Consider the following 19305-nt stretch of genomic DNA (forward strand, 5'->3'; position numbering starts at 1 on the left):
CGCGCGTCGCTGGGCGGGTAGCCCTCGCAATGGATGCGATGCGCGTGGCGTTGGCGGCAACTCGGGTGAGTGCAGCGTCAGCCGGGGTCAGGCGCTTGGAGCAAGCGCCTGGGTGCGGCCCGAAGGCCGCGGGGTTCAATTCAAAATTCCATCTCAAAACATCCGTCGTCCCAGCGCAGGCTGGGACCCAGAATCTTGAAGGATTTGGTTCAATCCGAAACTCTGGGTCCCAGCCTTCGCTGGGACGACAGTGGGTTGGCTTAGCCAATCGTCATCAACGACGCATTACCCCCCGCCGCAGCGGTGTTGATGCTCAGCGCGTGCTCAATCAGCAAGCGCTCCAACGGAATATCCGTCTCGCCTTTGTTCAAGCCATGCACGCCGATAATGGCGCCTTTGCGTTGCGCCGCCAGTTCGCACACGGCACGCAGTTGGTCGGAGTCGCCGTGGTGCAGGATGGCGTCGAAGCTCAAGTCGCTGGTGCTCCAGTCGCTGACCAGTTGGATGCGCTTTTGCACCTCTTTCGGCAGACCGGTGAACAGCTCTTGGGTCAGCGGTAGATCCTGCCAGATCACCTGGCTGCCAACGGCCAGCGCCGCCGCCAGTTGCACCAGCAGATCGCTGCGCTCCTCGGCCAGGCACAGCACCTGTTCGCGTGGCAGCAGGCTGTAGGTGTTGCGCTCGCCGGTCGGGCCGGGCAGCACATGCACGCTGCCGCTTTGCGCCAGTTCGTTGAACTGGGCGCTGAGGGCGGCGAGGTCGGGTTCCTGCTGGGCGGACCAATCGTCGAAGGCTTGCAGGGCTTGGCTCTGTTCGACGGGCAGCTTGCTGGTGCCGCGCAGCTGTTTGGCCACCGCATCCTGCGGGCGGGTGGACAGCAGGCGGTACATGTACAACGGGCCGCCGGCTTTCGGGCCGGTGCCGGACAGGCCTTCACCACCGAAGGGCTGCACGCCGACCACGGCGCCAACGATATTGCGGTTGACGTACAGGTTGCCGACCTTGGCGCTGTTCACCACCTGGGCGATGGTCTCGTCGATGCGGGTGTGCACGCCGAGGGTCAGGCCGTAGCCGCTGGCATTGATCTGCTCCAGCAGGCTGGCGAGGTTGGCGCGCTGGTAGCGGACCACGTGCAGCACCGGGCCGAAGATCTCCCGTTGCAACTCGCTGAAGCTCTCCAGCTCGATCAGAGTCGGCATCACGAAAGTGCCGCGTTTGATTTCGTCGGCTTTGGCGCGGGCGGCCTGGAATACGCTGCGGCCTTTTTCGCGCATGGCGGCGATGTGGGCTTCGATGCCGGCTTTGGCCTCGGCGTCGATGACCGGCCCGATATCGGTGCTCAGGCGCTCCGGGTTGCCGAGGCTGTATTCGGCCATGGCGCCCTTGAGCATTTCGATCACGCGCTCGGCCACGTCTTCCTGCACACACAGCACGCGCAGCGCCGAACAGCGTTGGCCCGCACTGTCGAAGGCCGACGACAGCACGTCCATCACCACCTGTTCGGTGAGGGCCGAGGAGTCGACGATCATGGTGTTCAAACCGCCGGTTTCGGCGATCAGTGGAATGGTGCGGCCCTGGGCGTCGAGGCGCCCGGCGATGTTGCGCTGAATGATGCCGGCGACTTCCGTGGAGCCGGTGAACATCACGCCGCGCACACGTTCATCGGCAATCAGCCGTGCGCCGACGGTTTCGCCACGGCCCGGCAGCAATTGCACGGCGCCGCCCGGTACGCCGGCTTCCAGCAGAATGCGCACGGCCTGCGCGGCGATCAGCGGGGTTTGCTCGGCCGGTTTGGCCAGCACGGTATTACCGGCTGCCAGCGCGGCGGCCACTTGGCCGGAGAAAATCGCCAGCGGGAAGTTCCACGGGCTGATGCACACCACCGGGCCCAGCGGGCGGTGGCTGTCGTTGCTGAAGAAGTCGCGGGCCTGGGCGGCGTAGTAACGCAGGAAGTCCACCGCTTCACGCACCTCGGCGATGGCGTTGGCGAAGCTCTTGCCGGCTTCACGGACCAGCAGGCCCATCAGCTGCTGCATTTCCGCTTCCATCTGGTCGGCGGCGCGTTCCAGTACGGCGGCGCGCTCACCGGCGGTGGTGGCTTGCCAGATCTGGCCGCTGGACACCGCGCAGAGCACGGCGCTTTTGATATCGGCTTCGCTGGCTTCACTGACATGGCCGACGGTGTCGCGTTGATCGGCCGGGTTTTTCACCGCCTCGGCCGCGCTCGGCGCCGGGGTGTCGCAACCGAGCATCGGCAGGGCCACGTAGCGGTTGTTGGTGCTGCTCAGCAGGGCCGAGGACAGCGAACCCAGGCGGTGTTCGTTGGCCAGGTCGATGCCCTCGGAGTTCAGTCGGGCGTCGCCGTACAGCGCACGCGGCAGGGCGATGCGTGGGTGTGGCAGGCCCAGGCCACCTTCGGCGGCGGCCATCTGCTCGATCTGCACAACCGGGTCGAGCACCAGCTCTTTGATGGAAATGCTGTGGTCGGCAATGCGGTTGACGAACGAGGTGTTCGCGCCGTTTTCCAGCAGACGACGCACCAGGTACGCCAGCAAGGTTTCGTGGCTGCCCACCGGCGCGTAGATGCGGCACGGTCGGTTCAGCTTGCCATCGGCGACCTTGCCCACCACTTGCTCGTACAACGGTTCGCCCATGCCGTGCAGGCACTGGAACTCGTACTGACCGGGGTAATAGTTCTGCCCGGCGAGCTGGTAGATGGCCGACAGCGAATGGGCGTTGTGGGTGGCGAACTGCGGGTAGATGGCTTCCGGCACGGCGAGCAGTTTGCGCGCGCAGGCGATGTAGGAAACGTCGGTGTACGGCTTGCGCGTATACACCGGATAGCCTTCCAGGCCGTCGACCTGGGCACGTTTGATTTCACTGTCCCAGTAGGCGCCTTTTACCAGACGGATCATCAGGCGATGGCGGCTGCGTTTGGCCAGGTCGATCACATAATCGATCACATACGGGCAGCGTTTCTGGTAGGCCTGAATGACAAAGCCGATACCGTTCCAGCCGGCCAGCGACGGGTCGAAGCACAGGCGCTCGAGCAGGTCGAGGGACAGCTCCAGGCGGTCGGCTTCCTCGGCGTCGATGTTGAGGCCGATGTCGTACTGCTTGGCCAATTGCGTGAGGCTGAGCAGGATCGGGTACAGCTCATCCATCACCCGCTCGTACTGCGCACGGCTGTAGCGTGGGTGCAGTGCCGAAAGTTTGATGGAAATGCCTGGGCCTTCGTAGATGCCGCGGCCGTGGGAGGCCTTGCCGATGGCGTGAATCGCCTGCTCGTAGGACGCCAGGTAGCGCTTGGCGTCGGCGTCGGTGAGCGCGGCTTCACCGAGCATGTCGTAGGAATAACGGAAGCCTTTGCTCTCCATGCTGGTGGCGTTGGCCAGCGCTTCGGCGATGGTTTCACCGGTGACGAACTGCTCGCCCATCAGGCGCATGGACATGTCCACGCCCTTGCGAATCAGCGGCTCGCCGCCTTTGCCGATCAGGCGGTTGAGCGAAGTGGCCAGGCCCGCTTCGTTGTGGGTCGCCACCAACTTGCCGGTGATCAACAGCCCCCAGGAGGCGGCGTTGACGAACATCGACGGGCTGTTGCCCAGGTGCTGGCTCCAGTTGCCGTTGCTGATCTTGTCGCGGATCAGGGCGTCACGGGTGGCTTTGTCCGGAATGCGCAGCAGCGCTTCGGCCAGGCACATCAGCGCCACACCTTCCTGCGAGGACAGCGAAAACTCCTGCAGCAACCCCTGCACCAGGCCCTGACGGCCACCGGCGCTCTTCTGGTTACGCAGTTTTTCGGCGATGCCCATGGCCAGCTTGTTGGTCGCTTCGGCCTGGTCTTTCGGCAAGCGTGCCTGCTCCAGCAGCATGGCCAGCGCTTCCGGCTCCGGGCGACGGTAAGCCGAGGTGATGGCGGCGCGCAGCACCGATTGCGGCAGGATGCTTTCAGCGAAATCCAGGAAGCATTGCAGGCCTTGTTCGCTCAGGGCTTCCAGTGGTTCTTCACCCAGGGCGGCAGCGATACCGGAGAGCTCCGGCGGAGTCAGACCGCCTTCCACCTGCTCCAGGTAATTGAAGATCGCTTGCTTGATCAGCCAGTGCGGCGTGCGGTCGATCGACTGTGCTGCCAGCTTGAGACGCTCGCGGGTGGCGTCATCAAGTTTTACGCCAAGGGTGGTAGTGGCCATTGGTTTTTCCTGAGGGGTCGTGCCCGGCGGTGGGAAAACGGCTGCGCGCAATGGGGCAGCGTTTTTCACACCGCCTGTGCGGTGCAAATTCAGCGTGGATTAAACCCGCTGGAAGTCAAAGGTGCAACTAGGCGCAACCAATTTTTCCGAAAGCGGTGTAGGCCATGATTGACGCGGTTTAGCGGTGCGTTACCTTTCTGCACTGATGCGGTGCGCACGGGCGTTGACGGGGTTTTGACTGCTACAAAATGGATCGTTTTAGCCCCGTTCAGGGAAAAGGTGCAACCCGAATTCCCGAGGAGAAATTCGACGAACGTAGCCATCCACTCGAAGCGAACCGCTGGCGGTTACGCTTGTCTTCTTTGCGCGCCCCCCATTGGAAGGTCTCATGCCGTCGACATTGATCCGCAGTGAATGGCTACTGGTTTTCGCCGCCCTGGCGCTGGCTGGTTGTGGGTCGCGCACCGCGCAACCGCCACAACCCAGCCCGGCCGAGATTCAAAGCAAAGTGGTGAAACTGCTGCCAGGTACGCTCAGTGACCGGACCGGCTGGGCCACTGATATTCAGGTGGCCTTCACCGCCCAGAAACTCGATGCCAGCCGCGAAAACCTCTGCGCTGTGCTCGCCGTCACCGAACAGGAGTCCACGTACCAGGCCGACCCGCCGGTACCCGGACTGGGCAAGATCGCCCGGCAGGAAATCGACCGCCGCGCCAGCCGTCTGCATATTCCGGGCTTTCTGGTGAGCGCCGCGCTGCAACTGCAATCGCCCACCGGCAAGACCTACAACGAGCGTTTGGCCGCCGTGCGTAGCGAAAAGCAGCTAAGCGCAATCTTTGATGACTTCATCGGCATGGTGCCCCTGGGCGGACAACTGTTCGGCACCTTCAACCCAGTGCACACCGGTGGGCCGATGCAGGTGAGCATCGCCTTTGCCGAACAGCACGCACGCAATTACCCCTATTCCTACAACGGCACCCTTCGCCAGGAAGTGTTCAGCCGTCGCGGTGGCCTGTACTTCGGCACGCTGCACTTGCTCGGTTACCCCGCCGACTACCCCGAACCCCTGTACCGCTTTGCCGACTTCAACGCCGGCTGGTACGCGAGCCGCAACGCCGCCTTTCAGCGCGCGGTCAGCCAGTTGAGCGGCATCGAACTGGCGCTGGATGGCGACCTGCTGGTGCCCGGCTCACTGCTGCCCAGCTCCACTGAAAACGCCCTGCGCACCCTCGGCAAACGCCTGGGCGCCAGCGACACCGCGATCCGTCGCGCCCTTGAGAAAGGCGAGACGCTGGAGTTCGAAGACACCGACCTGTATGCCGATCTATACACGCTCGCCGACCAGCGCGCCGGCCAACCGGTGCCGCGCGCCATTCTCCCCGGCATCACCCTGCAGAGCCCGAAAATCACCCGCAAACTCACCACTGCCTGGTTTGCCAAGCGGGTCGATGAGCGTTATCGGCGGTGTTTGCAGCGGGCTGGGAAGTAGGCGCCGGGCTCCGGCGAATACAGTCCGTCCCAAAGCGCCTATCGCACCACCACCGCTGAAAAACAGATCAGGTGGTTCGTGAGTCAGTCCTCCACGCTCTCCCGCTGCCCTATGTCCATAATTCGGGATCTCCACAGGGTGGAATTTGCTGCGAACAGTCGCCTCTTTTGCCGCATATAGGTAGATTGGACCGCAGGTGATGGGGGCCTAAAAATTCAATGAATTTTCCTCAGTAGTAGCGCTCCAAACCCGCAGTGACTCGTGGGCGCGGTCGCAGGTTTTCGGGGTGGGGTGGGACGATGTCTTTTCTGATGGACAGCCACGCATGCGCGGGGTGGGGTGGTGAGATGGCCGAGCGCATTCGAGCGTTCGACTGGTCGAGGACGGATCTCGGCGCCATCGACACCTGGTCCAACAGTCTGCGCACCAATGTGCAGATGCTCCTGGCCTCGCCTGTGCCACTGGTGATGCTCTGGGACCGTCCCGGCTACATGATCTACAACGATGCCTACGCCGAGTTCGCCGGCGGCCGTCACCCCTATCTGCTCGGCACCCCGGTCGAGTTGGGGTGGCCGGAAGTGGCAGACTTCAACCGCAATATCGTCGACGTCTGCCTGGCTGGCGGCACCCTGTCCTACGCCAACAAGGAGTTGGTGCTGCTGCGCAACGGCCAGCCTGAAGATGTGTGGTTGGACCTGCATTACAGCCCGGTCAGTGACGATCAGGGCGCTCCGGCGGGAGTCATCGCGATAGTGGTCGAAACCACCGCGCGAGTGGTTTCCGAGCGTCAGCGCAGCGAAGCCGAAAAAGCATTCCGAGCGGCCGACGAACGCCTGCAACTGGCGCTGAACGCGGGTGCATTGTTGGGCTCGTTCGTGTGGGACGTGGCCAAGGATCAGCTGTCGGGCGATGAGCGTTTTGCCCGCACCTTTTCCTACCCGCTGGACCAGCCGCTGGACAACCTGCCCATCGCTGGTGCCAACGCGGTGATCCACCCTGATGACTTCCCTCGCGTCGACCGCCTGGTGCAATACACCCTCGAAAAGGGCGGCCCGTACAACGCCGAGTACCGCGTTCGCCGTCCCAGCGGCGAGTACCTGTGGGTGCAGGCGAGTGGCCGGTGCGAGTTCGATGGCAATGGCAAACCGCTGCGCTTTCCTGGCCTTATTTTCGATATTCACGAACGCAAGGTGGCCGAAGAATCGCTGCTGCAACTGACCCGCACCCTTGAGCAGCGGGTCGAGGCCGAAGTGCAGGCGCGTTCCGATGCTGAAGCACGCCTGCGCCAGGCACAGAAGCTGGAAGCCATCGGCGGCCTTACCGGTGGTGTGGCCCACGACTTCAATAACCTGTTACAGGTGATCGCCTCCAACCTGCACCTGCTGGCCCGTCAGGAACCAGATAATGCCAACGTGCAGCGCCGCCTGGGCTCGGCCCTGGCCGCGGTGGAGAAGGGCGCCAAGCTGTCCTCGCAATTGCTCGCCTTTGCCCGCCAGCAACCGCTGTCGCCGGCGGTGTACAGCCTGCGCAGCCTGTACGACGGTCTGGGTGAAGTATTGCAGCGGGCGTTGGGGGAGATGATCCACGTCGACCTGCAACTGACCGCCGACCCCTGGAGCGTGCACCTCGACCGCAACCAGTTGGAAAATGCCCTGCTCAACCTGGCGCTCAACGCCCGCGACGCCATGCACGGCGAGGGCACTATCCGCATCCATGCCGACAATTTGGTGCTCGACGCCGCCTTCTGCGAAGGCAAAGAAATTGCTGCCGGCGACTACGTGCACCTATCCATCGCCGACAGCGGCAGTGGTATGAATGCCGAGGTGCTCGGGCATGCCTTCGAGCCCTTCTTCACCACCAAACCCAATGGCCATGGCACCGGGCTGGGGTTGAGCATGGTGTTCGGTTTCGTCAAACAGAGTGGCGGCCATATCGACATGGTCAGCCAGGTCGGCCAGGGCACCACCGTGCACCTGTATTTCCCGCGCAGCCTGCTGGCGGAAAACCTTCAGCCAGCGGCCGTGCTCAGCGAAGAGAGCCCTGCCGGCGGGGAGACCATTCTGGTGGTTGAAGACAACGCTGACGTGCGCTGCACGGTCGACGAGCTGCTGCAACAGCTCGGCTATAACGTGCTGCTGGCCGCCAATGGCGATGCGGCGATGGAGATCCTGCAAAACGGCGCGTCCATCGACCTGATCTTCACCGACGTGGTCATGCCCGGCACCGTCAAAAGTGCCGACCTAGCCGCCTGGGCGAAGCTGCAGAAGCCAACCATCCCGGTGTTGTTCACCTCCGGCCACACCCGCGACATCATTTCGCGCAACCACCAACTCACCCCCGATATCCATCTGCTGAGCAAACCTTATGGGCCGCAGGCTTTGATGGACATGCTCAAGCTGGTGCTCGCTTAGGCCGCCGAGGGCCTACCTACGTCACATTTTTGCCCTGCAATTGGTCGAATCGCCTGAACTCCTGGCGCGGGATGAGAGTCCCAGCCTGGTGTGTGTATTTCTGGATACAAGCGTGTGGATAGACGAATTGAAGCGACCCGGCCGGGCACGGCGGTCCGCAGAGGGCAACGCATGACTGAATTACAAAGCACCGATGAGCTGCTCGAAGAGCTGTTTGGTGACCCTAAGGCCGCTGCGGCAGCAGCGCGGGCGCGGCTTACGCAGCCTGCGCGACGCCATGAAGACGTGCAACTGCAACTCGACCCGGAAGTGCTCAGAGCGTTCCGCGCCGCGGGCGGGGACTGGCAACAGCGCATCAACCTGGCGCTCAGCACCTGGTTGGTAGAGAACGACCCGAAGCAGATTCACAGCGCCTAGGCGCCACTTTTGCCAATAAAAAACGGGGCCTCAAAGGCCCCGTTTTTTATTTACCCCTCGTTTACACCGCGGGATGGCAGGCATCTACCAAGGCGCGGGCCATGTCGTTGAGGTACTGCGCGGTATCGGTTTCGACGCTTTTGCCGGTGCCGTTGAGCATTAGCCATTCCACGCACTTCATGAGAATGGATGCTTGCTCGAGGGCATAGCCCACTGGCATCCCCGCTTTGACGCCGAACAGGGCCTTGCCATCGTTCTTGCAGAACGAGACTGCGATGGTGACGGGTTTAGTGCTTTCGGTTGTAGTCATGATGGATCTCCTAACGAGTAAGGAATCGCCAGATCACTTCCACATGATGGGTGGCGACTGTACGCGGGTGTGGAAGACCGGACGTTAGGACCCGGCATACCCGAAGGTATCCCCGCGCACAGCCGCCATAACGCAACAGGCATAAAAAAGCGCCTGCTTGGTTTGGTGGCGCTTGTGCGCCTAACGTTCGGGATTCCACTCCCGATCACTGATGTGCAGTGACGTTAGGAATATGGGTTGCCCTCGGAACGCTAGCAACCCAAGGGTAGCTGCGTGCAACTTTTCCCACAGTATTTATTCTCAAAGCCGGCGCTGTTTTTCAGCTAGACGCGGTTCGGCTCTTGATCTTGATCTGGCTTGTGATCTGCCCGCCCCATGGGCGCAGGCCGAGTGGAGTCGTTGCGTAAGGGGTCGAGCGGCCGGGAGCCGCGAGAGGCGTGAAGGGCCATGGATGGCCCGTCTCGCCGGCCCCTGGAGCAACGACGGAGCGAGGGAAGTCGCAGCGCAGCGGAGACCCAAGGTTGGGGCAAGACTTTTTGGTTTCTTTTGGGGCGACTGCCAAAAGAAACTCGCGCGTAAGGCGCGAAACAAAATGCCCAGCCAACGCGGTAAAGAAGAACAGCACCCATACAAAATCTGCTCAATGTATTTCTGTTTTAGCGCATCAACTTCACGTTTGGTTTCGCGCCTTACGCGCGAGTCACTTTTGTCAGTCGCGACAAAAGTAACCAAAAGCGCTTGCCCCAACCTTGGCCTTGCGCTGCGCTCCAGGTCCCCTCGCACCGTCGTTGTTCCGGGGGCCGGCGAGACGGGCCATCCATGGCCCTTCACGCCTTTCGCGGCTCCCTGCCGCTCAACCCCCTCCACAACGACTCCACTCGGCCTGCGCTAACGGGGCGGGTGGATCAAGATCAAAAGCGGTAGATCAACAGCATCGCGGCTGAAGCCGCTCATGCGGAGGCCGGGAGCCGACAGGGAGCCGCCAATCCCAATGCAACGCGTGGTTCGGCCAGCACCCTATTTCCCACAGCAATTTTTCCCATCGGCTTCGCAGTGTGCTGGCTCACCGTGGATTGATGCATGGCAATTATGCCTCTCTAATAGGGAAAAAATTTCCCTAGTAGGGACGTAATGGCTACTCTGAAAAGCACCGGCACGTGGAAGATCAAAATATATCCAGACGACCATGGGCCGCCTCACTTTCATGTGCAGACGGCTGACGGTGAATCGCTGGTGGTCATCGCCACCTTGCAGGAAACCCGGAGTGGGGCAAACAAGCGGGCGCTCAAAGACGCACAGGTTGGGGCCAGGCACAACCACGCCACCCTTATTCGCGCGTGGCACGAACAGAACAGCAGGACAGCACCATGAACAGCAAACTACGCATCACCGCCGTCGAGCCGGCTTCCCGGCAGGGCTTGCACATCACTTGGAGTGATAGCCGCACACTCCATGTAAATCTGGCCGAGCTGGTGCACAGTTTTCGTGTGCTGGCGCCGTTGCAGGACGCTGCACTGTTCAAGCAGGTGCAGGTGGGTGAGTGGGGTTTAGATTTGGTCTGGCCGGGTGACATCGAGCTGGCCGCCACCACGCTTTATCGGTTGGCCATGGAACAAGCGGGTGAAGCCATGCCCAAGGGGGCATTCAAGGAGTGGATGCAACGCCATGGTTTGTCTCTGACCGGTGCCGCCGAAGCGTTGCACCTGACGCGTCGCACCATTACCGCCTACAGCACCGGGCCCAATCCCATCCCCTATCACATCGCCCTGGCGTGCAAGGGATGGGAGGTGATTCAGGGGCAGGGGGAGGTAGGGGAGGGGCGCGTCCGCTACACCGTTGAACCGCCGCGGGAGCAGGATGGGGGAACGTCGGTCAAAGCCGTTAAGAAAAACACTGCTCCTCGGGCCGTCAGACGTTAACGCAGCAACTTGCACCAGCAGCTTCGCCGCGATCCCAGCCAAACCGTCTGCTTAAATCACTTTCACCGCTCGCCCGATAAACTGCACCGGCCCGGTCGGCTTGCCGATCGGCGAGCCGGTTTTCTGTTCCAGGGTCAGTTCGAACAGCTGGTTATTTTGCAGCGGCGGCAGTTTATCCAGCGGTACGTGCAGGGTTTCCCCCGGTTTGACCAGGCCCAACGACACGGGTCCTTGCCAGCCATCGGCCTTGGTCCAGAACTCCAGCGCCTTGTCTGCCGGCACTTCGGCCATGCCCAAGGGAATCAGTTGAATTTCGCGCGGGTCGCTGGCTTGGACGACCCAACCAGGGGCATTGCTTTGTGGCGCCACCAGCACCACCAGATAGGTGGGTGAGCCTATTGGAACGGCGCGGGTCACCAACAGCACGGCCAATACCAGCGAGGCTGCGAGGCCAATGGCGCTGAGTCCTCGCCATAGCGCCAGCACGTTCCACCAGGGCGTTGGTGAGGGCGGTGTACGGCGGTTCGCGTTCAGGCTGCGCTCGATCCGCGTCCACAGCAGGGAGGACGGAGCCTGCGGTTTGGCCAGGGCGGTCAGAGGGTGCAGGCGTTGTTCCCAGTCGTCCACGGCAGCGCGTAACGCCGGCTCGAAGGGCAGGCGTTGTTGCACCGTGGCACGCTGCTCGGCGGGCAGGGTGCCCAGCACGTATTCGCCGGCCAGCTCGATCAGCGCGTCGGGGTTATCGTCCGCTTGGCGTGTGGTCATCCCATGCACCCCCGCAAGGCCACCAGGCTGCGTTTGATCCAGGCTTTGACGGTGCCCAGCGGCGTCGCCAGTTTCTGTGAGATTTCAGCATGGGAATAACCGTCGACGTAGGCGTGAATGACGCAGCGGCGGCGTTCCGGCTCGAGTTGCTCAAGGCACAGGTGAATGCGCTCCGCGTGCATCACGCCCTCCCAGCCATCGGCGTCTTCGTGTGTGCTGCCGAGGGCGGCCAGGGCGTCGAGAGCCTGGCTATCTTCTACCTGCACTTCACGCCCCTGGCTGCGCAGGTAGTTCAAGGCGAGGTGGCGGGTAACACTGAACATCCAGCCACGTGCCGAGCCTCTGTGCGGATCGAAGCTGCCGGCGCCGGTCCAGATCTTGATAAAGGCGTCATGCACAATGTCTTCGGCCAGGCCGGTGTCACGCACCAACTGCCGGGCGACACCCAGCAAACGAGCGCCTTCCTGCTCATATAAACGCTGCAGTGCCTGGCGCTCGCCGCGTGCGCAGGCGAGCAGGGTGGCATCGTAATCAAAGGTGAGTTCGGGCAAGAGCGGAGCCGTCGCAGGGAGTGAATGGGCATGCGCAAAGCAGCCTAGACGACTTTGCACAGGCCCACGTGGCACGAACGTTTCCAGTTATTTGGCGGCCCAGAAAATGTAATCGGCCTGGTAACTCACCACTTCCTGTTTACCCTTGTTGGCGGCCGTGCACGCGGCGCTGGGGGCCACCCCGCCTTTGAGTGCCACGCGCTGGATGTAGGTCACACCGCTCATGGCGCCTTTGCCTTCAACCGGGTTGGCCTTGACCAACTGGTACGGCAGGTTGCCGGCACCGGATGGCGCCACGGCCACCTGTGCGCCGGTGACTTTGGAGCCGTCCTGGGCCTGCCAGGTGGCAGGCGGGCCAAAATAGGTACCCACCTGTTTGCCGCTGCGGTCGGTCAGCACGGCTTTGGGGCCGACAAAAAACCATTCGGTCTGGCCGGCGGTGTCGGCCTTGTCACGGCATTCGTAGGTGATTTCACCCTTGCCCACCGTCTCCAGGGCCACCTTGTGGCCGTCGGGCACCTGCACGCTAGCGGGCAGGTCCGTCGCGGCCTGGGCCAGCGGCGCCAGCAGGCTGCCGGCAAGCAGTGACGTACAGGTGAGGCCAAGCAGTGTTTTGCTGTTCATGCGGTTCTCTCCAGTAGGAAATCAGCGTGCAGCGTGATTGGCTGCTGGAGGTACTACACCGGGCCGGCGCGAATGGATGCAGGGGCGAGAAACTTTTTCCCGCGGTGGGCGAGCGGGCCTAGCCGACTTTCGAGCGCATCGCCCCCAGCGCCTCAGCCAACGGCTGCGGCCGCCCCAGCAAGTAGCCTTGAATCTTGTGCACGCCCAACGCCCGCAGCGCTTCGAGTTCCTGCTGGGTTTCCACCCCTTCGGCCACTACGCTGCTGCCGGTTTCCCGGGCAAAGGCGATCAATGAAGACGCCAATGCCCGGCGTTTGAAGTCGTGGTCGATGCCTTGGGTGATGCTCATGTCGAGCTTGATGATGTCGGGGCTCAGTTCGAGGATGTGGCGCATGCTGGCGTAGCCGGCGCCGGTGTCGTCGATGGACAGCCGCACCCCGCGTTGGCGCAGCGGTGCCAGGGCCTGCTCGAGGCGCACGTAGTCGGCGACGGCGGCGTGTTCGGTGATTTCCAGCACCAGGCGGCGCGGCGGCAGGTCTTGCAAAAACGCAGTCAGGCGGCCGCTGTAAACCAATTGCGGCGAGCAGTTGAGCGCCAGGTAGGTGTGGCCCGGCAGTTCGCGCAGGGCTTTGACGGCCAGCTGGATGGCGCGCAGTTCCAGGTCTACGCCCAGGCCGGCTTCGGCGGCTTCGAGAAACCATTGGTCAGGGCTGCGCTGCGGTTGGGTGCTGAACCGCGCCAGGCATTCCCAGCCGCACAGCTCCAGGCTCTGCGCGGCCAGAATCGGTTGGTAGACGATGGTTGGCTGGTCGCTGGCCAGTACCTCGGAGATGCGCCGGTGTTTTTGCACGCGGTCGCGCACGCGCTTGAGTTCGCTGTCGAGTTGGTCGGCGATCAGCTCGGCGAACACGCGCATCACGCTGATATCGCGCTCACTGAGGCTGGGATCGGCGGTGTAGCCGAAGCAGCAAAGGGTGCCGTAGAGGCGACCATCGCCGAGCCAGATGGGCACACTCAGGTGGGAGCCGATGGGCAGCGCGGTGGTCTCCGGCAGCTCCATGGCCAGCGGACACAGGGAGGTGTCGGCGATCAATTCCGGCAGCAGGCCATCGACCACGCGCTGGCAGTAGCCAGCGTCGGGCGGCAGGGTGTCACCGGGGTTGATGGGGGCGGGGCCCTCGGCGTCGACATGGGTGAACACCCGGTCTTCAACGCGAAACTGCGCGATAAACGCCACGTCCAGCCCCAAGTGCGTGCGCAGGGCTTTGATCACGCGGTCGATGTAGCTGGAATCCGAGATACCTTGCGGCCTTAGCGCGATAAGGTCAGCGAGTTGCGCGGCAGTCATTCCATGAGCCTCCACATACAGAGATCACCTGAAACTAAAGCCCTAAAAACGGCGGCTGGCCACTGCGGTCAGCGAGTTTTTTTGCCGTGTTTGCGACCGGATGCAGGCGAGTGTCAAACGGCGCGGCCCTTGGTTGCCTGTGGATCGCGGCGCGCGCAGAAAGTTGGAGATTTTGCGTTGCTGTCGGGCAACTCGGCGACGGGCTGCAGCTAGCCCAGCGGCGCGAACAGGCCCTGCAACCACTGGCAAAACACCTGCACAGAGGGGTTGCTGCGCTGGTTGTCGGCGACCACCAGGCAGAACGTTTCCGCTAACACCACCTGGTGCTCGCAGGGTTGCACCAGCAGACCGGCAGCCAGGTAATCGGCGCAGGTCAGTGGGTCGCCGATGGCAATGCCCTGGCCGTCGATGGCCATGCTCAGGCAGGTGAGCGAGTCGTGGGCGGTGGTGGCGCGCGGGCTTTCGTAAGCCAGGGCGTTGGCGCTGGCCAGCCAACGTCGCCAGGTGCTGCGGTCGCCTTCATGGATCAGGGTGTGGTTGAGCAGATCCGCCGGGCTCTTGAGGGCCACGCTGCCGCTGAGCAGCGCCGGGCTGCACACCGGGAACTCCTCCATGCGCAGCAACGGTTGCGCGTGAAAGCCCGGCCAGGGCGGGCTGCCGAAGATGATCTGCACGTCGCTGCTATTGCCCAGTTGGCTGCCGGTGAGGGTGAACATCGAGGCGCCGAGCTTGAGCTCCAGTTCGATATCCGGGTACTGCGCGCGAAACTGCGGCAGGCGTTTGACCAGCCAGGTATGGGCGAAGGCGCCGTCGACGAACAGGCTCAGGGTGCTGGCGCTCGGCAGCAACTCGGCGGTGGCGCGCTGGATCTGCTGCAGCGGTTTGTGGATCTGCAGCAGGTAGTTCTGCCCGCTGTCGGTGAGCGCCAAACCGCGGTTGGTGCGGTGGAACAGCTGCACGCCGAGTTGCGCTTCCAGCTGCTTGATCTGGCGGCTGACGGCCGACTGGGTAAGGCACAGTTCTTCGGCGGTGCGGCTGACGTTGAGGTAGGTGGCCGCCAACATAAAGGTGCGCAACGCATCGAGGGACGGAAAGCGGGTCATGGCGTGGCTCGGCGCAATGTCTGGTATGCGTGCTAGTCATACCAGGCATACCCTTTTTTTGATATCCCCAGGCGTGGGCTTTTTGCCACTCTGAGCCGTATGCAGATGCCCGCCAGCGGGCGCGATCAGGAGGATAACGGGGTGTTAAAGCTGTTCAAGGAAACGCGCGGGGCGCTTTATCACGGTCTGGCCCTGGCTTATGCGCTGACGGGTTATGGCCTGGGTATTGCCGGGTTGTTCAGCTCGCACTTGGCAATCAACCTGCTGGCCATGCTCTGGCTGGCCCACGCCATGATCATTGGCGGCTACCTGCTGCACGAGTGCGCGCACAACACGGTGTTCAAAAGCAACGAACACAATGCCCGCCTGGGCAAGTTGCTGACCTGGGTGACTGGCAGCTGCTACGGCACGTACGAAGACATCCGCTTCAAGCACTTTCGCCACCACGTGGATAACGCCGACATCATCTGGTTCGAGTACGACAAATGGTTCGCCCGCCACCCGTGGGTGCTGAAAACCATCCAGGTGCTCGAATGGTTCTATATCCCCGCCCACGACGTGTTGATGCACGGGGTGATGGTGTTCGGTGCCTTCATCATTCCCCAGCGCCGCAGTCAGCGCCTGCGTAACCTGAGTTTCATTGTGCTGCGCGGTAGTCTGTTTGCCGCCTTGCTGTGGTTCTTCCCGTTTGCGGCGTTGCTCTACGCGGTGGCCTATCTGTTGATGATGACGGTGCTGCGCTTTATGGACGCGCCGCAGCATGACTACGGCGGCACGCCGACCCTGTTCGAAAAGGCCCCGGCGCCCTACAAAGGCGACCGCGGTTATGAGCAGGCGCATACCTTCAGCAATCCGCTGTCAGTAACGCACCCGTGGGTGAACGTGCTGGTGCTGAATTTCGGTTTCCACAATGCCCACCACGCCAAGCCGACCACGCCCTGGTATCGCCTGCCGGCGCTGCACCGCGAGCTGTATGGCGAGCAGCGGCAGATGCTGATTCCGTTCTTGGCGCAGCTGAAAAGCTTCCACCGCTTCCGGGTGTCGCGGGTGGTGATGATGGAAGGTCCGTCGGCGGAGTCGGCGGACTACTTGCCGCTGCTGCAAAGCGGGCATATCAGTGGCGGCAACGCCGCTTCGTTCCTGACGTCCTTTTGATCGAGTAGCGGCCCCATGCAAAAACTGGAAGTGTTTCAATCGCTGTGGGGCATGGAGCTCAAGCACCCCACCAAGCCCGAGCGCAGCCACGAAGAGAACTTCGCCATGGCCGCCGATGCCGGGTTTGCCGGCATCTGCCTGGACCCCAATACCGACGAGTTGCCGTATTACCGCGAGACCGTGCCGCTGTTTGCCAAGTACGGGCTGAAAAGCATGGTCAACCTGTTCCCGCGGCGTATGGACGAGATGCAGCCGCTGCTGGATTTTGCCCGCGAGGTGCATGCGGCGAAGGTCAATACCATCGCCCAGGTGATGCCGGTGAGCGTCGCGGGCGCCATTCCGTTGATCAACCGCTGGCTTGAGCAGGCGCGCGAAAATGGCTTCGAGCTGCTCTTCGAAACCCACCGCAACGGCATTCTCAACGACCTGTACTACACCCTCGAAGTGCTCGATGCGATTCCCCAATTGCAGCTGACCGCTGACCTTTCGCACTTCGTCGTCGACCGTGAATTTCCCCTGCCGATCAGCGCCCGCGACCAGGCATTTATCCAGCGTATTCACGAGCGCACCGACTGTTTGCAGGGGCGCATTGCCACGGCCGAGCAGGTGCAAATCCAGATCGGTTTCCCCCAGCACCAGGCCTGGGTGGAGCAGTTCAAAGTCTGGTGGAAACAAGGCATGGCCAACTGGCGGGCGCGCAATGCAGCGGATGCCACCTGTGTGTTTCTCTGCGAACTCGGCCCACCGCCCTACGCTATTACCGGTGCCGATGGCCTGGAGCTCTCGGACCGCTGGCAGGAGGCGCTGACCATCAAGCGCTGGGCCGAAGAACTGTGGGCCGAACTGGAGGCCGAGCAAGCGTCCTGAGATTCACCGCTCAAGCTGGCGTCAGACCGGCCTACGCGTTGCTGATTTGTACTGCCCGTTTCACACAACAACTAAACCATTAACGGGGTAGGCAGGTATGAGACTGATCGCATTGGGGTTGCTGTTGGGCATGGCGTTGCCGCTGCACGCCGAAGAGAAAGTGGTGAACATCTTCAACTGGGGCGACTACGTCGGCCCGCAGGCGCTGAAGGACTTCGAAGCCGAGACCGGCATCAAGGTGCATTACGACACCTTCGACAGCCTGGAAATTCTCGAAAGCAAACTGCTCACCGGACGCACCGGTTATGACGTGGTGTTCCCCACCAACACCATCGTCGGCCGCTTGCTGCCGGCCAAGGCCTTGCAGCCGGTAGACCCGCAGAAGCTCAAAGGCCTGAGCAACATCGACCCGGAAATTCTCGCCAAGTTTGCCCAGGTCGACCCCGGCAACCGCTATGCCGTGCCGTACACCTGGGGCACCACGGGCCTGGCGATGAACCTGCAAGCCGTGCAAAAACGCATCCCCGACGCACCGATCGACAGCCTCGACCTGCTGTTCAAACCCGAGTACGCCAGCAAGCTCAAAGACTGCGGCATCGCCATTCTCGATGCGCCGCAGGAGGTGCTCAGCATCGCCCTCAACTACCTGGGCAAGTCGCCCTACAGCCATGACCCGGCTGACCTCAAAGAGGCGCAACAGCTGCTGGCCAAGCTGCGCCCCAACGTGCGTTATATCGGCTACGGCACCCTCAGCACCGACCTCGCCAACGGCAATATCTGCATCGCCCTGACCTACAGCGGCGACGCCAGCACAGCGCAGGCGCAGGTGGCCGAAACCAAGCAGAACTTCGAAGTGATCTACCGCATTCCCCGCGAAGGCACCCTGCTATGGGCTGACTCCATGGCGATGCCGGCCAACGCCCCGCACCCGGAAGCGGCCAAGGCGTTTATCGAATTCATGATGCGCCCGGCATCGATGGCCGAGCTGACCAACAGCCTGTACTACGCCAACGCCAACCAGGCGTCGACGCCCTTGGTGGACAAGGCCGTGAGTGAAGACCCGAACATTTACCCGCCACAGGAAGTGCGGGCCAAGTTGTTCAGTGAAGAGATGCTGCCGGCCAAAGTGCTGCGTGAACGCACCCGCGCCTGGGCGGATTTTCGCGCGCAGAAGTGAGGGCCGGCCAAGATCGCTTGGTGCGCGAAGCGGTTATGGCTGAGTGAATGATTCCAGCACATAGCGCAGCGACGCCGGCAACGTCTGCCCATGGCTCAGGCCCGCGAAGATATGCAGCTCGGCGCTGAGACCGGGCACCTGTTTCAGCTCAGCCACCAACTGCTGCGCGGCCCGCTCCGGGTGTTCCTGTGCCGGGCCACGCGGGGCGAAGGGTTCTTCGCCGCCGCGCAGCAGCAGCAGGTCTGCCGAATCGCCACCTAGGCGCCGGGCCAGGTTGTTGGGCACCGGCACGGCCTTGCCGTCATCCCACCACAGCGACGGGCTGGCCGCGGCGTAGTGGCTGAAACTGGTCGGTCGGGTCAGCAAGGTATGCAACACCAGCAGGCCCCCGTAGGAGTGGCCCCAGAGCGTTTGCTGGTCCGGGTCCAGCGGCGCCTGGGCGGCAACCCGTGGTTTGATCTGCGTCTGCAGCAGGTCGAGAAAGACATCGGCGCCGCCGCTGGGAAAACCGGTAAACGGATCGGGCTGAGCGACGCTGCCGGCACGCTGCGGTGTGTAGTCGAGGGTGCGGCCAGCGCGCTCGATGCGCAGCGGGGTCTGGTAACCGACGGCCACCAGCAAGGGTGCCTTGCCGTTGGCGAGTTTTTGCAGCAGGGCTTCATCGAGCACGCCGAGGGCGGCGTTGCCATCGAGCATCCACACCGCCGGGTAACCCTTGGCGGGTACGGCTGTTCGCGGGGTGCCGATCCAGATCTGGTAGTGGCGTTGGCCGTCAGCGGAATCCAGTAGCTGGCTGCTGAAACGGTAGGGCAGATCCTCGCGCTGGATCAGGCTGAGGTCCATCGCCGCATCCGGCTCGGGGCGCGCCAAGGCCGGTAGTGCAGCGCTGAGCAGCCAGGCCAGCGCGGCGCAAAAGGTGAAGGCTTTCATCAGGGCAATCTCTTTTTTTTGTTGGGCTGCCCGCGCCGGGAAAACA

General features: G+C 62.7%; 16 protein-coding genes. 8 read left to right on the top strand and 8 right to left on the bottom strand.

Features of this window, described 5'->3' with window-relative positions:
• Positions 1-260: 260 nt before the first annotated feature.
• Positions 261-4193 (bottom strand): trifunctional transcriptional regulator/proline dehydrogenase/L-glutamate gamma-semialdehyde dehydrogenase, encoded by a 3933-nt coding sequence (gene putA, locus C8K61_RS06230; protein WP_108095331.1) that lies wholly within the window; start codon positions 4191-4193, stop codon positions 261-263.
• Positions 4194-4581: 388 nt separating this feature from the next.
• Here putA and C8K61_RS06235 point away from each other — a divergent pair, with 388 nt between their 5' ends.
• The 3 genes from C8K61_RS06235 (at position 4582) to C8K61_RS06245 (ending at position 8510) form a co-directional block, all read left to right on the top strand.
• Positions 4582-5682: a DUF1615 domain-containing protein gene (locus C8K61_RS06235; protein ID WP_108095332.1), complete on the top strand. Its 1101-nt coding sequence runs from the start codon at positions 4582-4584 to the stop codon at positions 5680-5682.
• Positions 5683-5981: 299 nt separating this feature from the next.
• Positions 5982-8093, top strand: a complete 2112-nt coding sequence (locus tag C8K61_RS06240; protein ID WP_108095333.1) for a PAS domain-containing hybrid sensor histidine kinase/response regulator — start codon at positions 5982-5984, stop codon at positions 8091-8093.
• Positions 8094-8264: 171 nt separating this feature from the next.
• Positions 8265-8510, top strand: a complete 246-nt coding sequence (locus C8K61_RS06245) for a BrnA antitoxin family protein (protein WP_108095334.1) — start codon at positions 8265-8267, stop codon at positions 8508-8510.
• Between the two features lie 61 nt (positions 8511-8571).
• Here the strand turns inward: C8K61_RS06245 and C8K61_RS06250 are convergent, their stop codons facing one another.
• Positions 8572-8820, bottom strand: coding sequence for a DUF3077 domain-containing protein (locus tag C8K61_RS06250; protein WP_108095335.1), 249 nt, complete (start codon positions 8818-8820; stop codon positions 8572-8574).
• Between the two features lie 1131 nt (positions 8821-9951).
• Between C8K61_RS06250 and C8K61_RS27175 the strand changes: the two genes are divergently transcribed.
• Positions 9952-10191, top strand: coding sequence for a DUF4160 domain-containing protein (locus tag C8K61_RS27175; protein ID WP_108095336.1), 240 nt, complete (start codon positions 9952-9954; stop codon positions 10189-10191).
• A complete protein-coding gene (locus tag C8K61_RS06260; protein WP_108095337.1) occupies positions 10188-10739 on the top strand; it encodes a DUF2442 domain-containing protein in 552 nt (183 codons plus the stop codon). The genes C8K61_RS27175 and C8K61_RS06260 overlap by 4 nt, the downstream gene beginning before the upstream one ends.
• A 51-nt stretch (positions 10740-10790) precedes the next feature.
• Here C8K61_RS06260 and C8K61_RS06265 read toward each other — a convergent pair whose 3' ends face one another.
• The 5 genes from C8K61_RS06265 to C8K61_RS06285 form a co-directional block, all read right to left on the bottom strand.
• Complete coding sequence (locus tag C8K61_RS06265) at positions 10791-11504, bottom strand: anti-sigma factor domain-containing protein (protein WP_108095338.1); 714 nt, start codon at positions 11502-11504, stop codon at positions 10791-10793.
• Positions 11501-12055 (bottom strand): sigma-70 family RNA polymerase sigma factor, encoded by a 555-nt coding sequence (locus C8K61_RS06270; protein WP_108095339.1) that lies wholly within the window; start codon positions 12053-12055, stop codon positions 11501-11503. Before C8K61_RS06270 ends, C8K61_RS06265 begins: the two co-directional genes overlap by 4 nt.
• A gap of 87 nt (positions 12056-12142) precedes the next feature.
• Positions 12143-12679 carry a DUF3455 domain-containing protein gene (locus tag C8K61_RS06275; protein ID WP_108095340.1) on the bottom strand — a complete coding sequence of 179 codons (537 nt, stop codon included), beginning with the start codon at positions 12677-12679 and terminating at the stop codon, positions 12143-12145.
• A gap of 118 nt (positions 12680-12797) precedes the next feature.
• Positions 12798-14027: an EAL domain-containing protein gene (locus C8K61_RS06280; protein WP_108095341.1), complete on the bottom strand. Its 1230-nt coding sequence runs from the start codon at positions 14025-14027 to the stop codon at positions 12798-12800.
• A 209-nt stretch (positions 14028-14236) separates the two neighbouring features.
• Complete coding sequence (locus C8K61_RS06285; protein WP_108095342.1) at positions 14237-15130, bottom strand: LysR substrate-binding domain-containing protein; 894 nt, start codon at positions 15128-15130, stop codon at positions 14237-14239.
• 141 nt (positions 15131-15271) lie between these two features.
• Between C8K61_RS06285 and C8K61_RS06290 the strand changes: the two genes are divergently transcribed.
• The 3 genes from C8K61_RS06290 (at position 15272) to C8K61_RS06300 (ending at position 18329) form a co-directional block, all read left to right on the top strand.
• The gene (locus tag C8K61_RS06290; RefSeq protein ID WP_158272502.1) at positions 15272-16285 is read left to right on the top strand and encodes a fatty acid desaturase; all 1014 of its coding nucleotides are present in this window, start codon (positions 15272-15274) and stop codon (positions 16283-16285) included.
• 15 nt (positions 16286-16300) lie between these two features.
• Positions 16301-17152, top strand: coding sequence for a sugar phosphate isomerase/epimerase (locus C8K61_RS06295; protein ID WP_108095344.1), 852 nt, complete (start codon positions 16301-16303; stop codon positions 17150-17152).
• A 97-nt stretch (positions 17153-17249) separates the two neighbouring features.
• On the top strand, positions 17250-18329 hold the full coding sequence (locus tag C8K61_RS06300) for a polyamine ABC transporter substrate-binding protein (protein WP_108095345.1): 1080 nt from the start codon (positions 17250-17252) through the stop codon (positions 18327-18329).
• Between the two features lie 33 nt (positions 18330-18362).
• Here C8K61_RS06300 and C8K61_RS06305 read toward each other — a convergent pair whose 3' ends face one another.
• A complete protein-coding gene (locus C8K61_RS06305; protein ID WP_108095346.1) occupies positions 18363-19259 on the bottom strand; it encodes an alpha/beta hydrolase in 897 nt (298 codons plus the stop codon).
• Positions 19260-19305: the final 46 nt, after the last annotated feature.

This window comes from Pseudomonas sp. GV071 (assembly GCF_003050835.1).
GTDB lineage: Bacteria > Pseudomonadota > Gammaproteobacteria > Pseudomonadales > Pseudomonadaceae > Aquipseudomonas.

Bases quoted from the DNA above. Each gene is read 5' to 3' on its own strand.
- C8K61_RS06260 (WP_108095337.1), top strand. From the start codon at position 10,188: ATGAACAGCAAACTACGCATCACCGCCGTCGAGCCGGCTTCCCGGCAG.
- C8K61_RS06250 (WP_108095335.1), bottom strand. From the start codon at position 8,820: ATGACTACAACCGAAAGCACTAAACCCGTCACCATCGCAGTCTCGTTC.
- C8K61_RS06285 (WP_108095342.1), bottom strand. From the start codon at position 15,130: ATGACCCGCTTTCCGTCCCTCGATGCGTTGCGCACCTTTATGTTGGCG.
- C8K61_RS06240 (WP_108095333.1), top strand. From the start codon at position 5,982: ATGTCTTTTCTGATGGACAGCCACGCATGCGCGGGGTGGGGTGGTGAG.
- C8K61_RS06275 (WP_108095340.1), bottom strand. From the start codon at position 12,679: ATGAACAGCAAAACACTGCTTGGCCTCACCTGTACGTCACTGCTTGCC.
- C8K61_RS06300 (WP_108095345.1), top strand. From the start codon at position 17,250: ATGAGACTGATCGCATTGGGGTTGCTGTTGGGCATGGCGTTGCCGCTG.
- C8K61_RS06265 (WP_108095338.1), bottom strand. From the start codon at position 11,504: ATGACCACACGCCAAGCGGACGATAACCCCGACGCGCTGATCGAGCTG.
- C8K61_RS06245 (WP_108095334.1), top strand. From the start codon at position 8,265: ATGACTGAATTACAAAGCACCGATGAGCTGCTCGAAGAGCTGTTTGGT.
- C8K61_RS06280 (WP_108095341.1), bottom strand. From the start codon at position 14,027: ATGACTGCCGCGCAACTCGCTGACCTTATCGCGCTAAGGCCGCAAGGT.
- C8K61_RS06295 (WP_108095344.1), top strand. From the start codon at position 16,301: ATGCAAAAACTGGAAGTGTTTCAATCGCTGTGGGGCATGGAGCTCAAG.
- C8K61_RS06305 (WP_108095346.1), bottom strand. From the start codon at position 19,259: ATGAAAGCCTTCACCTTTTGCGCCGCGCTGGCCTGGCTGCTCAGCGCT.
- C8K61_RS06235 (WP_108095332.1), top strand. From the start codon at position 4,582: ATGCCGTCGACATTGATCCGCAGTGAATGGCTACTGGTTTTCGCCGCC.
- putA (WP_108095331.1), bottom strand. From the start codon at position 4,193: ATGGCCACTACCACCCTTGGCGTAAAACTTGATGACGCCACCCGCGAG.
- C8K61_RS27175 (WP_108095336.1), top strand. From the start codon at position 9,952: ATGGCTACTCTGAAAAGCACCGGCACGTGGAAGATCAAAATATATCCA.